Annotated in this window: 26 protein-coding genes; 8 read left to right on the top strand and 18 right to left on the bottom strand. The window is 54.6% G+C overall.

All coding sequences use genetic code 11. The features are described from left to right. Positions 1 to 864: 864 nt before the first annotated feature. From HNQ50_RS01630 to HNQ50_RS01580, 11 genes are all read right to left on the bottom strand, one after another. The gene (locus HNQ50_RS01630) at positions 865 to 2412 is read right to left on the bottom strand and encodes a DUF2079 domain-containing protein (RefSeq protein ID WP_184096878.1); all 1548 of its coding nucleotides are present in this window, start codon (positions 2410 to 2412) and stop codon (positions 865 to 867) included. Positions 2413 to 2468: 56 nt separating this feature from the next. Further along, positions 2469 to 3194 (bottom strand): phospholipase D-like domain-containing protein, encoded by a 726-nt coding sequence (locus tag HNQ50_RS01625; RefSeq protein WP_184096876.1) that lies wholly within the window; start codon positions 3192 to 3194, stop codon positions 2469 to 2471. A gap of 2 nt (positions 3195 to 3196) precedes the next feature. Then, positions 3197 to 3358: a hypothetical protein gene (locus HNQ50_RS01620; RefSeq protein WP_184097955.1), complete on the bottom strand. Its 162-nt coding sequence runs from the start codon at positions 3356 to 3358 to the stop codon at positions 3197 to 3199. Between the two features lie 94 nt (positions 3359 to 3452). Continuing rightward, entirely contained in the window at positions 3453 to 3902 is a 450-nt protein-coding gene (locus HNQ50_RS01615) for a glycoside hydrolase family protein (RefSeq protein WP_184096874.1), read from the bottom strand. 2 nt (positions 3903 to 3904) lie between these two features. Further along, complete coding sequence (locus HNQ50_RS01610; protein WP_184096872.1) at positions 3905 to 4198, bottom strand: hypothetical protein; 294 nt, start codon at positions 4196 to 4198, stop codon at positions 3905 to 3907. Between the two features lie 61 nt (positions 4199 to 4259). Continuing rightward, complete coding sequence (locus HNQ50_RS01605) at positions 4260 to 5294, bottom strand: hypothetical protein (protein WP_184096870.1); 1035 nt, start codon at positions 5292 to 5294, stop codon at positions 4260 to 4262. 87 nt (positions 5295 to 5381) lie between these two features. Further along, positions 5382 to 5570 carry a hypothetical protein gene (locus HNQ50_RS01600; protein WP_184096868.1) on the bottom strand — a complete coding sequence of 63 codons (189 nt, stop codon included), beginning with the start codon at positions 5568 to 5570 and terminating at the stop codon, positions 5382 to 5384. A 10-nt stretch (positions 5571 to 5580) separates the two neighbouring features. After that, positions 5581 to 7341, bottom strand: a complete 1761-nt coding sequence (locus HNQ50_RS21860; protein ID WP_221302944.1) for a hypothetical protein — start codon at positions 7339 to 7341, stop codon at positions 5581 to 5583. A 59-nt stretch (positions 7342 to 7400) separates the two neighbouring features. Continuing rightward, complete coding sequence (locus HNQ50_RS01590) at positions 7401 to 8081, bottom strand: UCP028438 family phage-derived protein (protein WP_184096866.1); 681 nt, start codon at positions 8079 to 8081, stop codon at positions 7401 to 7403. Then, positions 8081 to 8575: a baseplate J/gp47 family protein gene (locus HNQ50_RS01585; RefSeq protein ID WP_221302943.1), complete on the bottom strand. Its 495-nt coding sequence runs from the start codon at positions 8573 to 8575 to the stop codon at positions 8081 to 8083. The genes HNQ50_RS01590 and HNQ50_RS01585 overlap by 1 nt, the downstream gene beginning before the upstream one ends. Beyond that, positions 8572 to 9540, bottom strand: a complete 969-nt coding sequence (locus tag HNQ50_RS01580; RefSeq protein ID WP_184096864.1) for a LysM peptidoglycan-binding domain-containing protein — start codon at positions 9538 to 9540, stop codon at positions 8572 to 8574. The genes HNQ50_RS01585 and HNQ50_RS01580 overlap by 4 nt, the downstream gene beginning before the upstream one ends. A gap of 106 nt (positions 9541 to 9646) precedes the next feature. Here HNQ50_RS01580 and HNQ50_RS01575 point away from each other — a divergent pair, with 106 nt between their 5' ends. Then, complete coding sequence (locus HNQ50_RS01575; protein ID WP_184096862.1) at positions 9647 to 10291, top strand: hypothetical protein; 645 nt, start codon at positions 9647 to 9649, stop codon at positions 10289 to 10291. A 14-nt stretch (positions 10292 to 10305) separates the two neighbouring features. Here the strand turns inward: HNQ50_RS01575 and HNQ50_RS01570 are convergent, their stop codons facing one another. Beyond that, positions 10306 to 12162 (bottom strand): phage tail tape measure protein, encoded by a 1857-nt coding sequence (locus HNQ50_RS01570; protein ID WP_184096860.1) that lies wholly within the window; start codon positions 12160 to 12162, stop codon positions 10306 to 10308. Between HNQ50_RS01570 and HNQ50_RS01565 the strand changes: the two genes are divergently transcribed. Further along, positions 12161 to 12409, top strand: a complete 249-nt coding sequence (locus tag HNQ50_RS01565; protein ID WP_184096858.1) for a hypothetical protein — start codon at positions 12161 to 12163, stop codon at positions 12407 to 12409. The genes HNQ50_RS01570 and HNQ50_RS01565 overlap by 2 nt on opposite strands. Here the strand turns inward: HNQ50_RS01565 and HNQ50_RS01560 are convergent. Genes HNQ50_RS01560 through HNQ50_RS01550 form a run of 3 tightly spaced genes read right to left on the bottom strand, consistent with a single transcriptional unit; the run spans position 12406 to position 13438 of the window. Beyond that, the gene (locus tag HNQ50_RS01560; protein WP_184096856.1) at positions 12406 to 12894 is read right to left on the bottom strand and encodes an HK97-gp10 family putative phage morphogenesis protein; all 489 of its coding nucleotides are present in this window, start codon (positions 12892 to 12894) and stop codon (positions 12406 to 12408) included. The two genes, HNQ50_RS01565 and HNQ50_RS01560, sit on opposite strands and share 4 nt — an antisense overlap. Further along, complete coding sequence (locus tag HNQ50_RS01555) at positions 12891 to 13037, bottom strand: hypothetical protein (protein ID WP_184096854.1); 147 nt, start codon at positions 13035 to 13037, stop codon at positions 12891 to 12893. Before HNQ50_RS01555 ends, HNQ50_RS01560 begins: the two co-directional genes overlap by 4 nt. Before the next feature lie 29 nt (positions 13038 to 13066). Further along, complete coding sequence (locus HNQ50_RS01550; protein WP_184096852.1) at positions 13067 to 13438, bottom strand: hypothetical protein; 372 nt, start codon at positions 13436 to 13438, stop codon at positions 13067 to 13069. Positions 13439 to 13603: 165 nt separating this feature from the next. On the opposite strand from HNQ50_RS01550, the gene HNQ50_RS01545 reads away from it, so the two are divergent. The 6 genes from HNQ50_RS01545 to HNQ50_RS01520 all read left to right on the top strand — a co-directional run bounded on the left by HNQ50_RS01545 (position 13604) and on the right by HNQ50_RS01520 (position 18852). Further along, complete coding sequence (locus tag HNQ50_RS01545; protein WP_184096850.1) at positions 13604 to 14776, top strand: tyrosine-type recombinase/integrase; 1173 nt, start codon at positions 13604 to 13606, stop codon at positions 14774 to 14776. 188 nt (positions 14777 to 14964) lie between these two features. Continuing rightward, positions 14965 to 16203, top strand: a complete 1239-nt coding sequence (locus HNQ50_RS01540; RefSeq protein ID WP_184096848.1) for a tyrosine-type recombinase/integrase — start codon at positions 14965 to 14967, stop codon at positions 16201 to 16203. Next, positions 16196 to 16864, top strand: coding sequence for a hypothetical protein (locus HNQ50_RS01535; RefSeq protein ID WP_184096846.1), 669 nt, complete (start codon positions 16196 to 16198; stop codon positions 16862 to 16864). Before HNQ50_RS01540 ends, HNQ50_RS01535 begins: the two co-directional genes overlap by 8 nt. Positions 16865 to 16986: 122 nt before the next feature. Next, positions 16987 to 17223, top strand: coding sequence for a helix-turn-helix transcriptional regulator (locus HNQ50_RS01530; protein ID WP_184096843.1), 237 nt, complete (start codon positions 16987 to 16989; stop codon positions 17221 to 17223). A 2-nt stretch (positions 17224 to 17225) separates the two neighbouring features. Next, positions 17226 to 18149 (top strand): plasmid recombination protein, encoded by a 924-nt coding sequence (locus tag HNQ50_RS01525; protein WP_184096842.1) that lies wholly within the window; start codon positions 17226 to 17228, stop codon positions 18147 to 18149. A 10-nt stretch (positions 18150 to 18159) separates the two neighbouring features. Continuing rightward, positions 18160 to 18852: a hypothetical protein gene (locus HNQ50_RS01520; protein WP_184096840.1), complete on the top strand. Its 693-nt coding sequence runs from the start codon at positions 18160 to 18162 to the stop codon at positions 18850 to 18852. 624 nt (positions 18853 to 19476) lie between these two features. Here the strand turns inward: HNQ50_RS01520 and HNQ50_RS01515 are convergent. From HNQ50_RS01515 to HNQ50_RS01505, 3 genes are all read right to left on the bottom strand, one after another. After that, the gene (locus tag HNQ50_RS01515; protein WP_184096838.1) at positions 19477 to 19770 is read right to left on the bottom strand and encodes a hypothetical protein; all 294 of its coding nucleotides are present in this window, start codon (positions 19768 to 19770) and stop codon (positions 19477 to 19479) included. 382 nt (positions 19771 to 20152) lie between these two features. Beyond that, complete coding sequence (locus HNQ50_RS01510) at positions 20153 to 20746, bottom strand: autotransporter outer membrane beta-barrel domain-containing protein (RefSeq protein ID WP_308419123.1); 594 nt, start codon at positions 20744 to 20746, stop codon at positions 20153 to 20155. Beyond that, positions 20692 to 21372: a hypothetical protein gene (locus tag HNQ50_RS01505; RefSeq protein WP_246428525.1), complete on the bottom strand. Its 681-nt coding sequence runs from the start codon at positions 21370 to 21372 to the stop codon at positions 20692 to 20694. The genes HNQ50_RS01510 and HNQ50_RS01505 overlap by 55 nt, the downstream gene beginning before the upstream one ends. Positions 21373 to 21419 lie beyond the last annotated feature (47 nt).

Below are 21419 nucleotides of genomic sequence, written 5' to 3'. Positions count from 1 at the left end.
ATCTGCATCTTTACCGGATCAAAACAGTTACTTCCTCGTGGGTCAGTAACGCGCCGCGGATTGTGACAGCGGCAAATGTACGTACCGTGACAATCTGGTTACTTTACGAAGCATTTACATTGGGCAAAGCGGCCCATGCATGTTTCGGCACGGCAAGCTGGGCCCCCGTGAACACCGTGGCAGTCCGACCCTTTGCGCCGCACCCCCCTGCCCTTGCCAGCCATCTTTTGGGTCAGGTTGCCGCTGGACTGGACACCTTCGCGGCCAAGCGCATAGCTACGAAAACGTCGAAATATCCGGCAGCACCAATCACGTTGGCGCAGCGCCAGCCCAAGCCGGGTACGACCTTTGCCGGGTTCAGCCGCAAGATCGGCGTTCTGGAAACAACGCTCTACAACAGGAAGAAGCAATACGCCGGACTTGGGGCATCCGAGGCTTTACCAGTATGCGGCCGGTGGCGGATGAATCGGGACGCAGAAAGGGGGGCATATGGACAGGGAACCGGCCATCACGACCAGACGAGGAAGTGCCGGTGCATCTGGAGCCAGGCAGCCAGTGTGGCGGAAATGACGAGCAGGATTGCGAGCGGGAAGTGAAGCCCGGCCAATTCAACTCAAGCCAAACCCTGCCAGACACGCCACGAACGGCTGAAATGAAAAAAGCCCCGAATCAATCAGGGCTTTTTTCGATAATGCGAGAGGGAGATTCGAACCCCGGCGACAGAATTTAGCCGTATGTGTACCGCTTGAAGCCACTGGAAACAGCGGCTTTTTTCTAGCGGCTTAGCGCTATGTCTAGCTTCTGCGTCACGAAATACACCATGACTTCATCTTTTTACAGCCTGAATATCCACAGTGGCTCTCACTATTTGACCAAGACCGTCTCGGTAGAAACAGGTGAACTCTGTCGACCGTAAAGACATAAGCCAAGCGCCGGCAATTGCTTCAGTGGTACGGTGCTAAACCCTTTTTCCCTCACGAGTGACCCAATTGCGGGCGCTGAACTCCCGTTGGGTTGCTCCGCAAGCAGATTACAACCTAAGAACAGGTAGTCCGCCCGGTCGATGTTAACCGGAAAACGATCCAGCCGGACATGATTCACAAGTAAGGCTATACCCCCTTCCTCAGCCAAGACAAAGCTACCAGCTGGCACCATCGCAATAGCTTCTTTCCTGATTTCATAACCCGTAGGTGCACCTTCTATACGGGATCGGAACATCTGGATTGGTTGAACAAGAAAAGACGGCCCTGGCAAATGACCAACCCCAATTTGCCAACGCGAAATCAGAAAAATACCAACAAACACCAATCCGGCGAGAAAGATTTGCCAAATTTTCTCCCGCTTTTCGATCAACCTGGAAAAACCAATACCCGCAAAAAAAACCACTATTGGAAAATAGTAGCTATGATAATGCGTAAGCCATCCAGTTTTTTCTGCACCACCTATATTGCCGAGCAGATTTGGTGCCATAACAATAATCGGCAATATAACCCAACGCCAATTAATGCAGGCCAAGCCTAGAAAGATCGCATTAACAACCAAAAACGTGATGCCATTTTCAACATAGCCAGGATATCCCAGAAGGACTTTAATGCTTTCAAAGCTGTCTGGCAAAAAGTGCTGATAATAAAAATTGTTAATCCATAACTTCCTGACTAACCATGCGTAAGCAAGCAACATCACGCCAAGCCCGATGAAAAGATGCTTCTGCCGTGAATCGAGTCGCGATTCGGTGCTAAATAATGGCATGATCACTAAAACAAAACCGCCAATCAATGCTGCCCGCTCATTCAACAACGCCACAAACACCGAGACGGCCACTACTTTCAAAGAGTGGTGACCGAAATAGACGACCCAGCACAGTATAAAACCTAGCACCAGAAAAAGGCGATCTGGATAAAACTGCCCTAATACCCCCCCTAAAACAACAGGAGAAACCAGCACCGCCGTTCCAAAAATAACTGCTGGAATGGCCCTCTGGGTCTGACGAAATACCAAGAGTCCACTCATCAGGACAAAACCACCGTAAGCAACTGTCTGGACAGTGACAAGTAATAACGAGCTTGAAAAAAAATATAGAAGTGGGGAAATCAGAAACATTAACCAATACGCATGAAAATGCATCATGTCCCGGGGGGAAACTGGAGCAGGAATTAGTTGCTCCTGCAAAAGCCGAGAATAAGAAATGGAAGCATATCCCCGATCAATGAAATTTTGCGTTGCTGCGAAGACAGCAGAATACCCGCCTTTTCCTGCATGAGCACTTTCAATAACCTGCTCAAATATCGCGGCATCCCCCATACGATCAAACTGTATTGCGTCCTTCCCTAACGCAAAAACAACAACCGAAATAAGGAAGAAAACAAAAATCAGGAGCTTGGTAAAAACTATTTTTTTTGACATAACTTTCATCTAAGACAACCACCCTGTTATATGGAGCCGTACCAAGTAAATACACACACGAAAGACTAGAGGATAGCTTTTCTGGTTCTGGCAGACAAAAGAAGAACACTCGGCCCCCTGGCCCAACCGCCCTTGAGGTGGTTTTTAAGTCCATTGTTTTCGCATATCCAGCGCCAGCCTGCCCGGAAAGAGGTGTACGGCATGCGATGCGCAGCGATATGCTCCGCGATCAGTTCGTTCTGGAAGCGCATCACCGCGTCAGGGTCGGTGAAAATGGTTTGCGTGTTGTTCTGTGCCTTGTAGCCGGTGCCGCCGGCCTGACCCTTCAGCACAAAGGTGCCCTCACCGGAATTGCTCCAGTTGGTCGAGCCTTCGCCCGCCACCTTGCCGTCGGCGACAAAGCCCTTGGTATGACTGATCTGGTGTGTAGCGGACTGGCCGATGACAAAGTGGGTATTGAAGCCTACCGGGTCTTTGGCGGCATCCGAGTCCAACAACTTCTTTTCATGCACGCCGCCGGCCTGCGACTTGTCCAGGGTGATCAGGCAAGTGATTTGAGGGTTATGAACGATGTCCATCACCAAGTCGTTCAGCTCGTCATCGTCATAGCCGAACATGTTCAGGTAGAGCGAGACCGACACCCTGGAAAGCACGTGTTTGAGGATCTCGTGGACGTTGTCACGGCCCACGTAGAACAGATGGAAGTCTTTGGATGCGGTGGGGGAGTACTGGCCTTCCTTGGTGTATTTGGCCAGATCGATCAGGTCAAAGGTCTGCAATGATTCTGCCATTTTCACCACCAGCGGATAGCGTGAACAATCATCCAGACGGTCAATCCAGCAGAAACAAGGCGAATCGCAAAAGCTGCGGCACGCAGAAGTTCACTGGAAGATGGCGCACTTACTTCAAGGCCGTTTTGCATAGTCAACCTCATGAAAAAGCGTTTATAATTCAATCAACTTCTCCCTTCTGGTTCTGCAGAGGGTGGAAACAAGAAAGCCCCGACTGCTCGACACAGTTCGGGGCTTTCGCTTTGTTGGGGAGTATTGCTAGGCAGCAGGCATCACGCCGGTTTGCATGGCCTGCACCAGCCGCTGGGCCCGCGCGCCAACCTGCACAAACCAGGCACTAGCCTGCATGCCATTGGCCGCAGCGGTATAGTCACCGCGTTGCACGGCGGCGAGCGTGTTCTTGAACTGGATCAGCCCATCCACGCCGAGGTTGAATGCCATATTGGTAATTACCCGCTGGCGCACTTCGTCGAGCTTGCGCCACCAAGGCAGCCTGGCATCGAGCCCGGAAAAGATGTCCTGCAGGTCAGTGCTCAGCAGCTGGTTTACCTGGGTGTCATTCAGTGGGTAAGTCCACCCGGGCGGCAGCGGCTTGGCCTGCAAGTTGTGGCCGACTCCGGTAGTGGGGATGCCCTTCGTGTCCAGATATCGGGTGTACTTCACTCCTTCATCGCGGCGCAGCTCGGCAATCATCAGGTTCAGAATCATGGTCAGTCCCCGTGCCGGCGTTCAGTAGCGTGGCGGCGGTCCTGCCACATGGATGTGCGAAGGTCTTCTTTCAGTTCGCCAATCAGCTTGTGAATGTCGTCCTTGAAGTCAGCAAACACTTCTCGCAACTCACTCTTGGCCAGGTAATCCCGAGCCACCTCCACGCGCAACGCTTCATGGTCGGAACGCAACCGCTCATGCTTGTTGTAAAGCGTCACCGCCAGCCAGCCGATGATGGTCAGCAATACGCTGAGCAGCCCGGTGACTGCTGACAGCAGCAATTCCGTTTGGGACATCAGGACTCCAGAAATGAAAAAAGCCCCCAGATGGGGGCTTGTTTTGTTGGGCGTGCGCAGCTTATGCGCGGGGCTTGACGGTGATCTTCTGCAAAAACAGGACTGTCGCCATGATCACCAGGAACGGGATGTACATGTGCTGCCAGTCCACGCCGTCTACGATCTTGTTGCCGGTGATGGTGAAGAGGATCACGTTACTGATCAGCAAATAGAGCAGCACGTTCTGGCCGACCAGGTTCAGATATGTTTTCACTGGCGCCGGGCCGCGCTGGGCGATGAAGCGGCCGAGCCAGTAGTAGGCATAGACAACCGGGATTCCCCACAAAATCCAGGGCGGATAAACAGGAAATCTTGAAGGATGGTACCCGTAAACCCACAGGCCAATAAATATGTTGATCAATGCCAGCGATACACCAAACACCCATTCCGGTATTTTTGGCTCATGCCGAGCAAAATAAGCACCAGCAAGGAAATAGCCAAAAAATGGCAACACAACAAAACCATGCCCGGTGGCCCAAATGTGCGCAATCTCCCAGAGATATTCCGGCAGGAAAGATTGACCCGCGTCTCTTGGAAAAAACGACACCGAGATCAGTACTGCTGACGTGATAAGCAATGGGATATATGAGTTTGTGGCTTTAACAATCAGGCGTTTGCACGCTACTGCCGTCACCAGCAAAAAGGCAAAGGTAATCAAAAACTCTGAGTACCCTGGAATTTTCTGCAGCAATACAACTGACCAGACCAAATCCCCGCCAAATGGCTGTTTTGAATAGAGCAGCAGGAAACAAACGCCGGATATTACGAAGGCGAGATAGCACTTGAAAGCGGTCCAGAACACTGCCGTTACTGGGGTCTTTTCTTTGCCAAGGTACGCGCGCCAGGCGGCAAATCCGAAGAAGAAGTAGAACCCGGGGAACGCGCCAACATTGGTCAGGGTGCAGAAATAGAACTGGAAGAGACTATCGCCATGGCCAAGAAACTGAACGACATGGGTAAACACCATCGATATGGTGAGCAGCCCTTTAGCAAGGTCAATTTCTTCTGATCTTGGCTTTTTTTCTGAAACGATATCCAGCGCGGCTTGGGACTTCATTTAACTCTAACCTTGGCCAATTTCTGATCTTTGTTTTGCCGTTTGCAATGCCCCGGCCCATTCAATTGCCGGGGCATTGTAACTTGATTAGCTAGCCATTGGCGCGGGCAGGTTGGCCTGCATTGATGCTGGGAAGCCGTCGTAATAGCTCTTCCAGAGTGGATCAGACGTGTCCGTTTCGCCTTGATTCGGGTATGCCTCGGCGTCTTGCGGTGCAGCGAAATAGGCAGTGATCTTTGCCTTTGTGCTGTCAGCATACTGAACGTAGATGATCATGCCAGTTCCTTCAGAAGGTGTAGCCGGTGATATTGAGCTGGAAAGCTGGTGTACCAGCGCTCACTGTCGCGATGTAATAGACCGTCTTGGCGACGGACACCATCAACCTGATGATCGAATTTGATGCCGCATACCCCGTTGCCGTTGGAATCTGAGACACAACCCCCCCCAGAGCGTTAGACGTGGTAGCGATCTGCCAAACCGCTATTGCGCCTGCGGATGTGCTGGTCGTGTTGGTGTTCAGCGAAACATTCTTTGCATTGGGCGGAATCGGCAGCGACAGCGAGGTAAACGAACTTTGCGGTGTCGCGGTCGAAAGAGCGGTGACCGAACCAATGGTTACGTCTCGGTCTTGCACTACGCACGCCACGATCTGGCTGCTGGCGTTGGTCGGAACCACCGCAATGAGCGCCGATGCGGTATATCCTGCAGGCATGTTTGCGCCGCCATAGATGGTCGGCAGAGCGGAACTCGTCGCGTTCACCGCCAGCAGCGCAGTGCCGGCCGTGCCATAGATCGCATACAGCCCGACGAAGCCGGAAACCGGCGCACTGCCGGTATCCATGCCGCCGGCGCCAGTCGTTGCCAGGTTCACCGACTTATTGAAATTGGCGAGGCAGTACCGCAGGCCGCCAAGCGCCGTTTCTACGATGATTTCATCAGCGGTGACAGTTGCCGTCGCCGCAGCAGCGGTCTGGTTCAGCACCAAGTTCCTGACCTGGCCCGCGACGCCTGACACCTGCCCGAACTGCACGGCCTGGCTGCTCGCGGTGGCCTGTGCGACTTGCTGCGCGCCGCCAGTGCACTCTGCGAGCACCCAGGAGGTGATGTCTGCACGGTAGACGAACAACGCCCGGCCGCTGGCGACCAGCTCACCGCCCTGCAGCGCTGCATGGGCCGCTCCCACAACAGGGGCCGCGGCGATCACGCCAAGGTTCGGAGTAAAGGTCGTGGCGCCGCTGTTGTTGGCCTTGACCTTCACCCACAGCTCCATGTTGTCGGTCAGGCTGGTGATTGGAATCGGGAAAGTGGCCTGCACAACGTTGGCAGAGCCATTGTCGGTACCAAAGGTCAGGTTGCCACTGATTACCGAGGGCAGCAGTGCGGTAGGCAGGATCGGCGCAGCGACGTACTGGCTGATGTTGCCGGCAACGACCGTACTTTGACCGAACGCCACAGTGACAACCCACACCCCTACCCAGCCGCTGTCAGGCGCAGGTGTAGCCTGGCTGCCAGTCGTGGCCGGCGTGCCCGCTTTGACCTGCAGCGCCACAACCCCCTTGCGGAACGTATTGGACGAGCTGCCGGAGTTGTTCGGGCCAGACCACGGCGTCGCCGGATTGGCAGCGTTGTAGAACTGGATCACCACAGGGCTGTTGCCAGTGGTGGGGTCAATGCTGACATCCTGATCCTGATACTGCGCCTCGATCAGATAATTGATTGACTGGCCGGAAGTGCCTGGCGGCGTAAAGGTGGCCGTGGTGACCGTGTTGAGTTGCACCCCCTGCTTCATGATCTGGTGCGTAGTATCAGCGGGCAGCGTGCCGGCTACCGTCGCCTCCAGCTGGGCCAGCTGGTAAATCTCGCCCGGTCCGATGTTGATGGCCATGGTGGCCGGAGACGTGGGCGCAGCCGCCAGGCCATTGACGGTGGTGCTGGTGCCAAACATGGCAGAGGTCAGTTTTGCCAGCGCGGTCATTGCAAACTGCGCTGCAGCGCTGTCTACCCATTCATAGACTTGGGAGCCGACGTATGTAAGCGGACGATCCATGGTGTTCCCATAAAAAAAGCCCGCTCAATGGCGGGCTGTTGGTTCATGCGTGATGGAAATCAGGGGTGATTCAGAATGGCAACACCCACATTGGTGGCGATTGGCCGGGTCAGGTTAATGGCGTCATAAATGGCCTGATCGCTCACTGACGTTGTTTCGTCCGCCAGGGAGCCGTAATAGCCGTGCGACAGCGGCGTAGAAAACGCCGACCATGCTGCGGCATTCATATAGGCAGCGCCGAGGTTTCCGCCTGATGCCTTGGGCCGGTATGCGGTGATCAGGGCTGAGAACGGCGCCGCAAGCGAACCGAAACGGGCCACGCCGTAGAAGCCAGGCGCGCCTGAGCTGTAGCAGCCGGTGTCTGCCGGGTTCATCGGCTCAAAGATGATCGGCGCGAAGCCGGTCAGGTTCGTCAGTACCTTGACCATTGCCGGCCGCGTAGCCCGCTCCTGCAGCAAGTTCAACTGGATCCGGGTGATATATGCCTGATCCGTCTCATTCAGGTTACGCGGCAGTGTGTTACCGAAGAAATCCGCTGCAAACAGGTCGATCCAGCCACCCGACGAGCTTTGAAGCCGGGTCTGTGCCTGGAAGAAAATCACCATGGCGTAGATCGGCGCATAGACTGCCGCGATACCCGTCATCAGCGCAGTGATGATGGGAGAGTTTGAGCCGAACCAGCCGCGCGGTAGATAGCCCATCAATCTCGACAGGATGTCTTGAGTATCACCTGTCGCCATCAGCTCACCACCACAGATCCGGAGTTGGTCGAAATGACCTGTTGAGCCGATGCGGTCAGGTCGGCAGTCCCGCCATTCAGGGTCACGCTGACCACGCTCGCAACGCCCGGGGAGGCATCAAACGCAATCTGGGTCAGGCGCGAGAAATAAAGCGTTTGCCCCAACTGCAGACTGTTGATATACGCCACGATGGCGGCCTGCACCTGAGCGGCGACAGTGGCATGCACATAGCCGGCAGCAGTGGTGATCGTCATGGCAACCGCTGCTGCCACTACCACCGGGCCGTGAACCCCAAAGCTGGAACCCAGCGGCCGCACAGCGTCAACGGCATTGGCTACCGCGTTGAGCACTGTAGATGATGGGTTACCCGTGCCATCGTTCACCACCACCGTGAAATAGCCATATTGCGGCGTGCCGTTATACTGCTTGTTCTCGGTCAGCTTCACCACGCCCCGAGGCGTGCGCCCCAGCGGCTGGGTGAATGGGTAGGTCATTGTGTCAGTACGCCTGCAGTGGTGTTGTTATACGGGGGAATCACCAGGGTATTCACGCCACTCAGTGTCGGATCACGGAGCCCGTTAGCGTTGGCAATGATCGTCCAGGCCGTCGGGTCGCCATATTCCTTCGAAGCGATGTCGTACAGATTGCCGCCGCTGACGGTGACCGTCCGCACGCTGGAGTTGATCTGGCCGAGGTTGGTCGACATGCGCCCCAATAGTCCCTGCAACTGGGTCAGCGAAGTCTGCAAGTTGGCCGAATCAATGCAACTGGTCAGCGTGGCGATATTGGCTGCAGTGGATGCTGATGGCAGCACGCCACCGGGAACGCCATAACTTGCCAGTGTGTTGTCCACAGTGGCGATCATCGAAGCGACTTGGGTTGCTGCTGCATGCACCGGCAGAAGCACGCTGTTGATCGTGCTTTGCGTGGCATTCACGAACGTGTTGACCTGTCCGACTGCGCTGGAAACCGTCGCCATCAAGCCAGACAGCGTGCTATCGCCAATGCTGCTGCTCAGCGTATTTGCACTGTTCAGATCATCAGTGATCAGCTCGTCAGGGCCCGGGGCCGGCTCTGCAAGAAACGAGAAATCAGAGGTGCGATCAAGCAGCACCTCGCAAATAATCTTGTACGGAATGTGCGCCAGGCGGTAATCAGGAACAAAGCTCCTGATCACCACCGTGTAAAACAGGTCATCCCAGATGAGATCAACCGGCAGGCCGGCTGTCGTCATCTGTTGAATCTGGTCAGCGCGTTGCTTGGCGGTAAACCCGGGTAGCGCAAAAAAGGTACCTGACCATTCCAACGGTGCCGGATCCGGGCCCAAGGCGTCGATAACGCGAACACCACCAGGGAGCTTCTTGATCGCCAGCCGCTGCTCAATCCCATACGGAATTGACTCGGGGATCTCCATGTCCTGAAACACGAAATCGCCGAGTTGGAGAGTCGTCTGGCTCATTTTAGGTACCTTGAATAACTACCATCGCGCAACTGCCAATTCTGGCTGAATTCATTTTTACTTGTCATTCCTACAAAATGTGTGCTCCCTAATCAGGAGTTCAAACATGACTAGTAGTAACAACAAGAAATGGTGGGAAAAGACAGTCGAATACGCTTTCATTCTGATGTTGCACCGAGTAGCACCAGAGAACGCACGCTCATTCTTTGCACCGTTGGATGGTGACGAAGAGCGTGCTGGTGATCTGGTTGGCGCATTCGGTAAAAAGTGGTTTCTTGTAGAGTTCAAGAAAGACGAAGACTCTCTCGGTTCAGAAGCCAAGAAATACACAGACTACGCCACAGCCGCAGCTACACTGCGTGGCTCTGACAGCCATCACTTGCTTGTCTATGGCTATATGACCGAAGACAACAATTTTGCTTTGAGCGCGCTCACCTATTTCTCCCGGGCAGTGCCATTCCAGAAGTGGAAAGAGTTCTTTAATCACGGCACAGATAAAGCCGCGTTTGATAACTATCTGGTCAAGCTGACCGCGTTCAAAAATAAGAACCCACCAGACTCAGGTGGTGGGTTCGGCATGAAGCAACTTCAATCAGTGATCGGGCTGGACAATGACAACAACGTCGTTGAGGTGCATACACTCGAAGACTACGAGCATCATCTGGTGCTCACCCGTCAGTTAACACAACAGCACACAATGACAAGGTCCATTGGCCGCAGCCGCGATAAAGGCATGGACTTCGAAATGTAACCGCAACATGAAGATCAATTTGTTCCTGGCATAGGCACCATCAGATTGCCGTCCAGCGCGCCGCCGCTCATTGCCCGGCCCGTCTGGGCGGCAAGATATGGCGACATGACTTGGGCAACCTTCTTGCCGTCGATGTGCACCGGAACTGTAACCTGAAGCGGGTTTGGCGCTGCTTTGGGCTGCACGTAGCCACTTTTGCGTTCTGCCGCCAAAGCTTCTTCAGCGTCCTTGCTGCCGAACAGGGCTAGACCGCGCGCGATGGTGCGGCCAATGGCGTCCTGGTCCTCGGTTTTCATGTTGTTGTAGATGGCTGTGCCTACCGCATAACCGCCCAAGCCAGCGCCGGTCACCATTGCGGCTGCGCCAAGGCCACCACCCATTGCACCGATCTTCATGATCAGGCTGGAGATATTGGTAAGCGAGCCAGCCAGCGTCAGCAAACCGCCAACGCCACCACCATTCAGCACGGAAACTGCCAGCCCAACAGCCTTAAAGCCAGAAGTCAGCATCATCAACGGCCCTGCCACCATCATCGAAGCGGCGAGGCCAGCAAAACCGAACATCACCGCCTTGATCAAGGTCGGATGCTTTTCCAGTGCGGCACCAAATTCCTGCACCAGCGGCACAAGTGTTTCGAGCGCTTTGACCAGGATCGGCAACGCGGCATCACCCAGGGTCTTCTCAAGGTTGAGCAACTTGGCCCGGAGGTCGATTTCCTTGCCAACCACAGAGTTGGCGCTCTGGTCATACAACTGGTTGACGCCCATTGCACCATGGGCCTGCTTGACGTAGTTCGCCAGCGGTGTGCGGTCCATGTACAACTGGCCGAGAAAGTTGGACGCCGTCCGGTTACTGGTCAACTGGTTCAACTTCATCAACACCTGATTCTGGTTGTTGATGTCTACACCCTTGCTGGCCAGCGCCGGCAGGATGACGTTGTTCAGGTAATCCAGCGGGTTCGCCATCAGCATCTCAGTTTGCTTGAGTGCTTCTGGCTTGATTTTCTTGATGTGCCCAGTAGTGCCGTATTCGATGGAGCCTGGATTCAGGAGGCCATATTTCTGCAGTTGCTCGGCAACCTGCTGCGTCGTGCGCCCGGCAATCAGGTTCTGGTAGGTGCTCATCAGCGCGGTACCGGATCGGTTGCCGCCGCTTTCCTGCATCATGTGCCCTAAGGCAAACATGAAATCTTCATTGATGCCTTTCGAGGCAATACCGCCTGTTTTCATCATTGCCAGGAAGTCGCTGGGCTTCACCTGGCCGCCAGATGCGGCATAGTTCTTCACAAACAGATCCGCGAGGGAGTTCAGTTTGTCCTCGTTGAAATTGCGCATCAGCCCGCGCAATTCCATGACCTTCACCACGTCCATAAACTGGCGTTCAGCCTGGGCTCCATGCCCCTCGCCTTTGCCACCGCTGGACATGTACGTTTCCATGCCGAAACGCATCTTGGCGAGCACTGGCGCCAGATCAAGGGTGTGCTCAACGTTGCCGGTGATGGACTGAGCTTCCGTCATCAACTTCAGCGACTCGGTATAGCTCATACCCTTGGTGGTACGGGCAATCTGTGCGGCTCGGTCGGCAAGATGGTTAGTATTTGCACTACCGAGGTTCAACGCCTTGAGTCGGTTGAGTTGCTGCTCATACTTCACCGCCTCGTTGGTGGCGGCCTTCAGCGCCATGGCCATGCCAAAGCCGGCTCCGGTCACAAGCAGCCCGGTCTTGAATGTACGGGCGATGCCATCCAGCTTTTTTTGCAATTCGGTAGCGGAGTGGTTTGCACTGGTCAGGCGATTTACTACCATGCCCATTACGCCGCTAAACTGGTCCACCAGCTTCAGCTTAACTGCGACTTCATAGGCTTCAAACATGTCCACAATTCCTTTGCGGTACCGCTTCCAGGAGTGGCTGGCCGATAAAACCGGCTGGGTGCAGTACCCTCGCCAGATGCATATCCCGCGCCAGCCGATAGAACGGCTCCGATTCAAATATCAAATGCCGCTATTGCAACGGATTGCCATTCTTCAGCTCAGCATACTTGGCCTCTTTATCGGCCTGTTCTTTCTGGGTTGTGGCATCTTTCTGTGCTACGTCATCGTAGCTTCGCTGTTCAGCTAGACATCACCGTCGTACCCAAGCAGTGCATGAACCGGGGAGCCACCAACCAGGCCGCTGACCATGGCCGCGCCAAGAATGCGTTGTATGCGCTTTTTGTTGTGGAATGCAGCGGGCCCGAGAAAGGGCCGCGGCGGAATGCGGTAAGTGCCAAACTCCTGGTACGCCGCGACAGGCGACTTCGAGCCGATCACCGCCTCGGTGTATCCCACTTCATGCTCGATCGAACGCTGCAGGTCACCTGACCGTAAAAGCGGGTCATTCTCGGTGTATCCCTGTCTTGCCCGATCCTCTTTGGTTGAATCAGATAGCTCGGCCCATGCAGGAAACGGTCCTTCCGCTTCCTGATATTCGCCAATGCGCTGTTTTGCGTCCTTTTCAACGACCACAGCGGCTTTCTCAAGCCCGGCCTGCATGGTGACCATCATGCCAAGCGTGTTTTTGGTGAACACTTCGGCCAGTTCACCTAGACTGGATAGCTGTTTCATGGTGCTTTTGGCTCCTTGAACTGCCAGGCATTCCAGTCAAACTCGCGCCCGCTTTCCAGCTCAGAAAACACGATGCACCATGCCTCGCGCTGGGCATCCGGCATGTCAAAAGCCACCTCGGCGGGAATGCCGTTCCGGATCAACCAAAGACATTCCCTGATGGGCCCGGTGGCTAGTCTTTTACCGCATCCTTGTGTTCATCTTCGGACTTCGGCTGCATCTGAGCCATGCCGTCGATAACCGCAGCCAGGCCATGCTCATCGAGACGCTGGATCAGCGCTTCAATTTGCGGCTTGGTGGAGGGCGTGGCCACCGGCAGACCGTCAATCATCTGGACATAGAAGATCGGCAGCACCATCTGCATGTACACGCGGTTTTCAGCTGAAGCACCCATCGCTTCAACTGCACGGTACTGAGCAAGTACACCCGGCTTTTTCAGGACGATCTGGCGCCCTGCACTATCCGTCACCGTGAGCATTTCTGGCGCCATAGCGGCGGCTGCACCCTGGGACTCTGCGCCAATCTGGATTTGCGGCGTGGTCATCAAGCGATCCTCAGTTTCTGACCGGCCTGGAAGCTGACGCGCTGGGTTACCTTGTTCTGATCGTGCTGTACGCAGCAAGATTCATGAAGGGGTCTGGATAGAGGGCGTCCACTACCGGCGCGCTCCGGACAGGCATGTGTTAATCGACTTGGAGGGATATGAAAAATGGGTAGAGGGGCAACGATACAGTTCCCAGGTGTTGTCGCCCGCGAAAGCAGCATAAGGATCTGGTTCATGTGGAAGGGTTCCCGCCAATGGGAAACCCTGAAGATGGACCCGACCCCGGCGAATCTGAAAAACGCCTCAAAGCTGCGCAACGAGATCAAGACGCTGATCGCCATTGGCCAGTTCGACTATGCCGCGTTCTTTCCGGACAGCAAGATTGCCGAGGAACAGCGACAGGCCAAATCTGGGCCAACATTCCGGGAAGTGGCAACGCGCTGGATGCAAGCAAATTCGCATCTGGCATCGTCCACCCTGGATGATTACCGGAAACGCCTTAATCACCATGTTCTACCGGTGATTGGCGATCAGTTGATTCGCGATATCAAGTACAGCGATCTGGCCGCCCTGCTCGGCAACATTGAATGGGGAAGCATGAAGAGCCGGAACAACACCGCCACCGTCATTCGGCAGCCATTTGACCTGGCTTTCATTGACGGGCTCATTGAAGTCAACCCGGCCGCGCGTTTGAGGAACGTGAAGAGCCAGAAGGAACCGCCTGATCCATTCAACCTGGAAGAGGCAAACCTGATCATCGCAAAGTTTCGGGAGGTGTCACCGCAGCATGCCAATCTGTTCGAGTTCGCTTTCTTTACGGGGATGCGGACATCCGAACTGATGGGACTGTGCTGGGAGGATATTGACTGGAACCTGCATCTTGCCCGGGTGAAGCGGGCCAAGGTCGGTCAGGAGGTGAAGGGGACAAAAACCGGGAACATTCGGGATGTAGAACTGAACAGCCGGGCCCTCGCGGCGCTGCAACGCCAAAGAGAGCAATCGTACCTACGCGGCAAAGAGGTTTTTACCAATCCGAACACCGGTGAAGCCTACAGCTTTCCACAGGTCTTATGGAAGGTCTGGACTCAGGTGATGAAGAAAACCGGCATCAGGTACCGCAAGCCCTACCAGACGCGTCACACCTTCGCGACGCTGAACTTGATGGCTGGGGCAAACCCGATGTGGGTGAGTCGGCAGATGGGGCACACCAGCATGAAAATGCTGTTGGAGGTCTACTCAAGATGGATCGACATGGCAGATCGAAGCAGAGAGAAAAACAAGCTTGAATCGATGCTTTCTGTGCCAAATGTGTGCCAAATAAAAACGGCGCAAGCCTGAGGCCGCGCCGTTCTTGAATTCTGCTGGCGGAGAGAGGGTCCGCCTCGGATAGCTCCAAAAAAGTCCCACGTCAGATTAAATATACCTTTAAAACAATAGCCTACTAGTACTTTATATCTTTCTTCCTCTCAGGAAGCACGGTAGAATCCAACCTACAAATGTGGGTAGAAACGTGGGTTGAAGAGAACATGGCACGTACACTTCATAAACTGACCGCGTTAGCGGTTTCACGCAAAGTTGAGCCGGGATATTACGGCGATGGGGGTGGTCTTTGGCTGCAAGTCAGCAAGTCGGGATCAAAAAGCTGGATTTTTCGTTACACACTTCACGGGCATTCCCGTGCAATGGGGCTTGGCGCCACTCATACCGTTTCGCTGGCCAATGCCCGACAGCACGCTTTGTCCAGCCGGCAACTCCTCCTGCAGGGGATTGATCCCATTGATGCGCATCGAGCCAAGATTAGCGCTAGCCGACTTCAAGCAGCCAGATCACTTACCTTCGATGAATGTGCAGGGGCTTACATTCAAGCGCATAAAGCCAGCTGGAAAAATGCCAAGCATGCCCTTCAGTGGCAAAGCACCTTGAATAGTTATGCAAGTCCTGTTTTCGGGTCTTTATCCGTCGCCGATGTTGACACAATGCTCGTAATGAAATGCCTTGAGACGATCTGGCACGAGAAAGCGGAAACAGCAAGTCGTTTGCGGGGCCGCATCGAATCTGTTCTGGCATGGGCAACCGTCCGAGGATATCGCGAAGGAGAAAATCCAGCTCGCTGGCGCGGTCATTTAGACCAACTGCTGCCATCCCGTGCCAAAATCCAGAAGGTCAATCATCACCCTGCTCTGCCGTTCCGGGAAATAGAACCATTCATCAAATTGCTCCGTCAGCAGGAAAGTATGGCCGCCCAAGCGCTAGAGTTTGCAATTCTGACTGCGGCCCGCACCGGAGAAGTATTAGGCGCCAAATGGGATGAAATTGACGTGGCGATGAACATGTGGACGGTGCCAGCGCATCGCATGAAGGCAGGCAAAGTTCATCGTGTTCCGCTTTGCGAACGAGCCAAAGCCATCCTGTTGGAAGCGAAAAAGCTGCATGGCACTTTCGTCTTTCCCGGCCAAAAGGACGATAAGCCGCTTTCCAACATGGCTTTGCTCATGTTGCTTCGGCGACTAGGGCGTCAGGATTTAACTACTCATGGTTTTCGCTCGACGTTTCGCGATTGGGCGGCAGAGATGACCTCTTACCCACGTGAAGTTGCCGAAATGGCGCTGGCACATACGGTTGGAGACGCCGTGGAAGCAGCGTACCGACGTGGTGATCTTTTCGAAAAACGTACTCGCATGATGTCGGATTGGTGTTCTTTCTGTGAACAACCGATGCCTCAGGGCAACTTGACATCGCTTCGTGTCGGTCTGATCAATGACTAACCAATTCGCAACGGAATTCGTAAGTTTCAGCGACCTCGTACAAATATTGGAAAAAAAGGGGATTTGGGACGATGGGCAAACGCAACAGATCAAAAAGGCACTGTCCAATGCCATCTTGCAAAGCCAGCTCCCTGCTTTCTACGAACAGGTAACCCACCGTTCTCAAAGGATGAGTTACTCATACTCAATAAACATTGAAGTTGATCGAAGGCGCACTCCTGTCAGGGAAGCTATCGCAGCAACGACGGCGATGCGTGAAGTATTTAATGATAAAGACTGTAACCCTAACGTTTTACGAATGATCGTTTTAAGCAAAAGTGAACTTGACGCTTGGTTAAGTGAATACCTGGCTACAGACCATCCACTACCAAAACGCCCGCCACCCGTTACACCGCCAGGATACCTCGGCAGAAATGAGATCACAAAACTGGCCATCAAGGCGGCCTGGGAAATCGAATGCCAAACATCTGACCGCGCGTCTCCGCAAGAGGTGATGCGCCTGCTCTATACATGGGCCGAAGACAAAGTGGAATGCCTTAAAAGTGCGAACCGGGCAAAACGATTAGTGATCTGGCAAACCACAAAATTGGATCTGGCTGAATTTACTCTGGAAGCATGTGGGAAAGCGCTGGTCCGATGGCATGAGAGCCGTGAAGGATAAGACAACAGAAGACAAGAGCACGACATCGGCCCCATTGGGCAGACATTAGTCCCAAGAGGAAAACAGGCTCGTGATTTGGCGGTTGAATCTCTCCGGTCATACAACAACCGGGAGATCCCGCAATGAACCTGAACCTCTTGCAACAATTTGACGACCTGCCAGATTCGGCATTGGTCAGTATCAATACCCTTTCAGCCTATCTTGAGCGTGGTGTTTCCACGATCTGGCGCGACATTAAGACCGACCCGGCTTTCCCTCGTCCCATTCGTTTGTCTGCCCGTTGCACGCGCTTTTCAGTAGGCGCAGTCAGGATTTACTTGTCTCAGAAAGCGGAGAGCAGCGCGACGGGGGCAGCGTAACTATGGCTGCTTATCTTGAGGTCGCACGTATTAATGGGGGTGCAAAAGCGTCCCAAACTCCCCTCAACGCGGCCCGCCATAATCTGCGTTGCATCGCCGCAGAATTGCAGGGCCGCCCCGGCGACCGCATTGATCCTGCCCGCATCCACCTGAACCAGGTGTTGTACGGCCCCGCTACGCCTGAGGAAATCATTGCGCTGATGAACCAGTTCATCCTGGATCAGCGTGCAGAAGTCTGGCGCAAGGATCTGATCCAAATGTTTGAAGTGGTCATCGATCCCAAGCAAGCACTGCTGCGGGCGGACGAGGATCGCTTTTTCAAGGCGGCAATGACGTGGCTGGAAAGCTGGCTGGATTGCCCGATGTTGTCCGCAATTGTGCACCGCGATGAAACCTCGCCTCACGCCCATGTGCTGTTTGTGCCGCTGAGGAATGGGCGCCTGCAGGGCAGCATGGTCATTGGCAACAAACACAAGCTGGCCCGGATGCAGAAGCGCTTCTACGACGAAGTATGCAAGCCTTTCGGTCTTTCTAAACCCGCCACATTCTCGCGTGAGGAGAAGGCACCCCTGGCGGACAGTATCGTCAAGCACGTTACGCGTGCCGGAGTGCTGTCCGCCGATGTCTTGCACCAATTGCGCGTGATGGTCCGGAATGCACCCAACCTGGCCGCGCTGGCAAACGCGTGCGGGCTGGCAGGGGTACATGAACCGGCTTTGGTCGAGGTCGCATTCGGTGAGCCGGAATCAGCAACTTCTATCTTTAGTGTAGGAGTTCAGCCAGCGATGCGGGGGAAGGCGATGAGGCATATCACTCCTCCGGTCACGCTGCAGCTGTCGCCGAAGCGTCCTGGCATCCGTTCCACCGGTTTGCATGCCCCGACCCTGCGCCAGGCAGAAATTGCTTCCGGTATTCCTCCGCCTTGAACCAGCTGGCATGTCAGATGGTGCTTTACCGTATTTCCCCATATCCGAATCAACTTTGATCACCGACCGTGCCAGAAATCCCTGGCATCTTAGAAAGGAACCCATCATGGCCAATCGCCGTGAGAATAAAAAAACTGCCGCTTACAAACAGCAAATGTTGTTTATCCCCGCCGCCGCACTGCTGGTTGGAATCAAGCGGGCGATTCTGGCGGCTGAGGCCACCAGCCGTTATTTCAACGCAGATGCGATGAAGAATCGTCGCGAGGCCGAGCTGTATGCGTATGAGTTTACGAACGCAGTAGATTCGGTCCGCGCCTGGGCTGGCTGCGCTGAAGACATGAACCGTAAGGCAGTGAAACTGGATCGCCACATCATGTTGCTGGGCCATTTGCTGCGGAACACCGCACCGCTGATCAACATGCACACCACCGTGGCGCAGCGCTGCGAATTGCTCAACGTTGCGCTTGCCGAGCGCCCGGCGCTGGATGAATCCGACGGTGTGCTGGAAATCAGCATTACCCACGGGCTGGAAGATTCCATGTTGCGGGGCCAGCCCAGCTTTATGGGCGGCCCCTTGTTTCGCGCACTTCAACTCGCAGCTCTGTATCCGCAGGCGTCATTTCCTGTAGAAGGCGTGACCCTGGATGAATGTCTGGACAAGCTGGCCGAGTTGGTTGCCGACGCGGAACGCAAAATCAACTAGCCGACAGGCAGCGCTGGCGAGTGGGAACTTGGGATTGCTTGCTCCCCTCGCCAGCCCTCTCGACCGGGGTAAACCGGGGTCTGAATCGCGGGTGAGCAACGCAGTAAAACTCAAGGTCGTGGCACGAAACAACCGCAATGGTGTAGGCATTGACGGTGCTCGCAACCAAGTCGGCCGCCCATTTTACAGTAGCAACCGAACATGTTCGATCAGTGGGGCGAACATGTTCGGTACATGTGGTGAATACATCCTCGAATACCCCCTTGGATGCATCCCGTATATACATCCTTCACTGCTGCCAGCGATCCAACATCAGCGCTTTCTGGCTTTCCGTGTAGTAAATCCGTTGTCTCTGCTTCATGTGCCACACTACTCCTGCTTGCGTAGGTTCTAGTGTGTTGCATCGACCGGTTGAATCCACAGCCCAAAGCGGTCGTCCGTACTTCCGCGAATCAACGGCTGCAATGCGACGGATACCTGCCCCTGAGGCACCTCACGAGTTATTCGTTATCGTAAACCTACCCCGTTATTGAGCCGACCTCACAGATCGGTCAGTCACACAGGCAATAACCAGTGCGATATAAAAAAGCCGCTGTAGCGGGCTGTATGAAACGGCAGTGTTTTCTACAAGTGAAAAAGGTGTTTGGACCGGATGTTCTGGGGTTTTTCACCAATCTGGTATTCGATGTGATGCAACGCAAACCGATGCATCACTGTTTCAATTGTGTCCCTTATCGGCTGTTCACCGAGCGGGAAATCGACGATCCGACGAAGCGCTAAATCTTCGGGGAATTCATGCTGGATTACCGCCTCCAGTACTAATGAATCCACTTCGGCGGGGGAGACTGCCGCTCCGAAGTCATAGATAAACGTTTCCTCTTTGTCGCGCATTCTGTAAGTGATGCGAATCGGTTCCATGGTGTCACATGCCTCCGTTACCTGAGGTGCGCTAGGGCTGGGTAGATGACAATAATCGGCATAGAAACTATGAAAGCGGAACTCAAGTCCGGATAGGTGTAACTCCCGATTAGCGGTGATCTCAGGAAGTAAGTTTCAGGACACGCAATGGAGGGTCACACCAAGCGCTCGACGACGCTGCAATCTGAAGTTTGATGAAGGGTGCTGTTATGAAACTGCAATGTTCTCATCGTGGCCGTTGTTGTTGCTATTAAGAATGACAGATTCCGGCAAGGGCGGAGTGCCACACATACACTTAAATCATGTCCCGTATAGCACCTGGCACAATGTTCGTGCTTGAGGTGAGAGCGTTTGATGAAAGCGTCCTGGCGTACTAGAAGGGTTATCCGCCCTTCCGGTATGAACCAGAAATCGGTCGCCCGCGCCGAAGTTCAACTCGGAAGCGTCCATTCATTCCGATGTTCGCTTGCCACTGCTGGGTGAAGCTGGCGCCGGTTGCCTGCGTGACATCTGCATAGAGACCAACGGACTTGCCAAGTTGGGCCGCGACACCAGCACCGTACGACCACCAGGCCGATCCGATGCTTTCAGTAACGGGCGTGCCATTCAGGCGAAATGTCATGTCGCCGTTCAGTTCCTTGATGTAGGAGAGCTTGCCGTACATCTGCACTGGCTTGTCGGAATTGTGGATCTCACGCCCTGCTACAAAACCTAACCGGCCTTGCGTAGAGCTGTCCGCCTCGATATCGCCGTTCAGACCGTTCGACGCGGCAAAGTTGCCTCCACCCTGGCGCAGGTAACTGATTTGAGCTTGGAGCTCGACGAACCAGCCTTCACGACTAATGGCGTCCTGATAAATCCGTTTACCCACTTCCAGCGACAACGAAGCCACGGTGGTGTCCAGATTGCCATTGACCGACGTCAAGGCCGTATCGAGCACCCCGTAGTTTCCGTATGTCCAGCCGTACTTGGCCACCAGATCCACATAGTTACCGTTTCTTCCGATATAGGTCGCATATTCGAGATGGACATGCCACCGTCGTGGATGATTTGCACGGCACTATCTTCAAGCGAGGTATCACTGACTGTGCCGAAGACCTCTTGTTTGGCATTCACACGCAGCGCATTGTCATCGGCGACACCGCCCGCGTTGACCATCTGGGTCGATGTGCCGTACAGGTTGGTGTTGACCGCTGAACCACCCGCTTCGATGGTCTGCGCGGAGGCACCGTACATCATGGTCGTATCAGCACTGCCACCAGCCTGGATTGTCTGTGTGGCATTGTCGGAGAGGGACGTGTAGGCCACAGTGCCGGACACGCTTTGGCTGGCATCGTTGTTCAGCGCATTTCCATTGGCGGTAGCACCCGTCAGGACTGTCTGACTCGCGGAACCGAACGGATTGTTATTGCTGGCCGAGCCGTCCGCTTCGATGATCTGGCTGGCACCGCCATATAAAGTGTTGGCGTTGGCAACGTCGTCTCCATGGACAGTCTGGGTGGCACCGTCGGTGAGCGAGGTATTGTCGGCTGTGCCGAAGACCTCCTGCTGGGAACTACCATTCAAACCAGTCGCATCGGCACGACCACCAGCCTCAAGCATCTGGGTGGCGGTTCCGAACAGATTGCTGTTGCTGGCCGAGCCACCGT

The sequence above is a fragment of the Silvimonas terrae genome (genome assembly GCF_014202765.1).
Taxonomy (GTDB): Bacteria; Pseudomonadota; Gammaproteobacteria; order Burkholderiales; family Chitinibacteraceae; genus Silvimonas; species Silvimonas terrae.
This window is presented reverse-complemented; position numbering and strand designations above follow the sequence as displayed.

What these genes read in the sequence shown, in the direction of transcription:
- HNQ50_RS01520 (WP_184096840.1), top strand. Translation starts at nt 18,160, where the DNA reads ATGTCAGATGGTGCTTTACCGTATTTCCCCATATCCGAATCAACTTTG.
- HNQ50_RS01545 (WP_184096850.1), top strand. Translation starts at nt 13,604, where the DNA reads ATGGGTAGAGGGGCAACGATACAGTTCCCAGGTGTTGTCGCCCGCGAA.
- HNQ50_RS01515 (WP_184096838.1), bottom strand. Translation starts at nt 19,770, where the DNA reads ATGGAACCGATTCGCATCACTTACAGAATGCGCGACAAAGAGGAAACG.
- HNQ50_RS01535 (WP_184096846.1), top strand. Translation starts at nt 16,196, where the DNA reads ATGACTAACCAATTCGCAACGGAATTCGTAAGTTTCAGCGACCTCGTA.
- HNQ50_RS01565 (WP_184096858.1), top strand. Translation starts at nt 12,161, where the DNA reads ATGTCCACAATTCCTTTGCGGTACCGCTTCCAGGAGTGGCTGGCCGAT.
- HNQ50_RS01560 (WP_184096856.1), bottom strand. Translation starts at nt 12,894, where the DNA reads ATGAAACAGCTATCCAGTCTAGGTGAACTGGCCGAAGTGTTCACCAAA.
- HNQ50_RS01625 (WP_184096876.1), bottom strand. Translation starts at nt 3,194, where the DNA reads ATGGCAGAATCATTGCAGACCTTTGACCTGATCGATCTGGCCAAATAC.
- HNQ50_RS01600 (WP_184096868.1), bottom strand. Translation starts at nt 5,570, where the DNA reads ATGATCATCTACGTTCAGTATGCTGACAGCACAAAGGCAAAGATCACT.
- HNQ50_RS01530 (WP_184096843.1), top strand. Translation starts at nt 16,987, where the DNA reads ATGAACCTGAACCTCTTGCAACAATTTGACGACCTGCCAGATTCGGCA.
- HNQ50_RS01580 (WP_184096864.1), bottom strand. Translation starts at nt 9,540, where the DNA reads ATGAGCCAGACGACTCTCCAACTCGGCGATTTCGTGTTTCAGGACATG.
- HNQ50_RS01610 (WP_184096872.1), bottom strand. Translation starts at nt 4,198, where the DNA reads ATGTCCCAAACGGAATTGCTGCTGTCAGCAGTCACCGGGCTGCTCAGC.
- HNQ50_RS01630 (WP_184096878.1), bottom strand. Translation starts at nt 2,412, where the DNA reads ATGAAAGTTATGTCAAAAAAAATAGTTTTTACCAAGCTCCTGATTTTT.
- HNQ50_RS01540 (WP_184096848.1), top strand. Translation starts at nt 14,965, where the DNA reads ATGGCACGTACACTTCATAAACTGACCGCGTTAGCGGTTTCACGCAAA.
- HNQ50_RS01605 (WP_184096870.1), bottom strand. Translation starts at nt 5,294, where the DNA reads ATGAAGTCCCAAGCCGCGCTGGATATCGTTTCAGAAAAAAAGCCAAGA.
- HNQ50_RS01575 (WP_184096862.1), top strand. Translation starts at nt 9,647, where the DNA reads ATGACTAGTAGTAACAACAAGAAATGGTGGGAAAAGACAGTCGAATAC.
- HNQ50_RS21860 (WP_221302944.1), bottom strand. Translation starts at nt 7,341, where the DNA reads ATGGATCGTCCGCTTACATACGTCGGCTCCCAAGTCTATGAATGGGTA.
- HNQ50_RS01615 (WP_184096874.1), bottom strand. Translation starts at nt 3,902, where the DNA reads ATGATTCTGAACCTGATGATTGCCGAGCTGCGCCGCGATGAAGGAGTG.
- HNQ50_RS01525 (WP_184096842.1), top strand. Translation starts at nt 17,226, where the DNA reads ATGGCTGCTTATCTTGAGGTCGCACGTATTAATGGGGGTGCAAAAGCG.
- HNQ50_RS01570 (WP_184096860.1), bottom strand. Translation starts at nt 12,162, where the DNA reads ATGTTTGAAGCCTATGAAGTCGCAGTTAAGCTGAAGCTGGTGGACCAG.
- HNQ50_RS01590 (WP_184096866.1), bottom strand. Translation starts at nt 8,081, where the DNA reads ATGGCGACAGGTGATACTCAAGACATCCTGTCGAGATTGATGGGCTAT.
- HNQ50_RS01550 (WP_184096852.1), bottom strand. Translation starts at nt 13,438, where the DNA reads ATGACCACGCCGCAAATCCAGATTGGCGCAGAGTCCCAGGGTGCAGCC.
- HNQ50_RS01505 (WP_246428525.1), bottom strand. Translation starts at nt 21,372, where the DNA reads ATGCTTGAGGCTGGTGGTCGTGCCGATGCGACTGGTTTGAATGGTAGT.
- HNQ50_RS01585 (WP_221302943.1), bottom strand. Translation starts at nt 8,575, where the DNA reads ATGACCTACCCATTCACCCAGCCGCTGGGGCGCACGCCTCGGGGCGTG.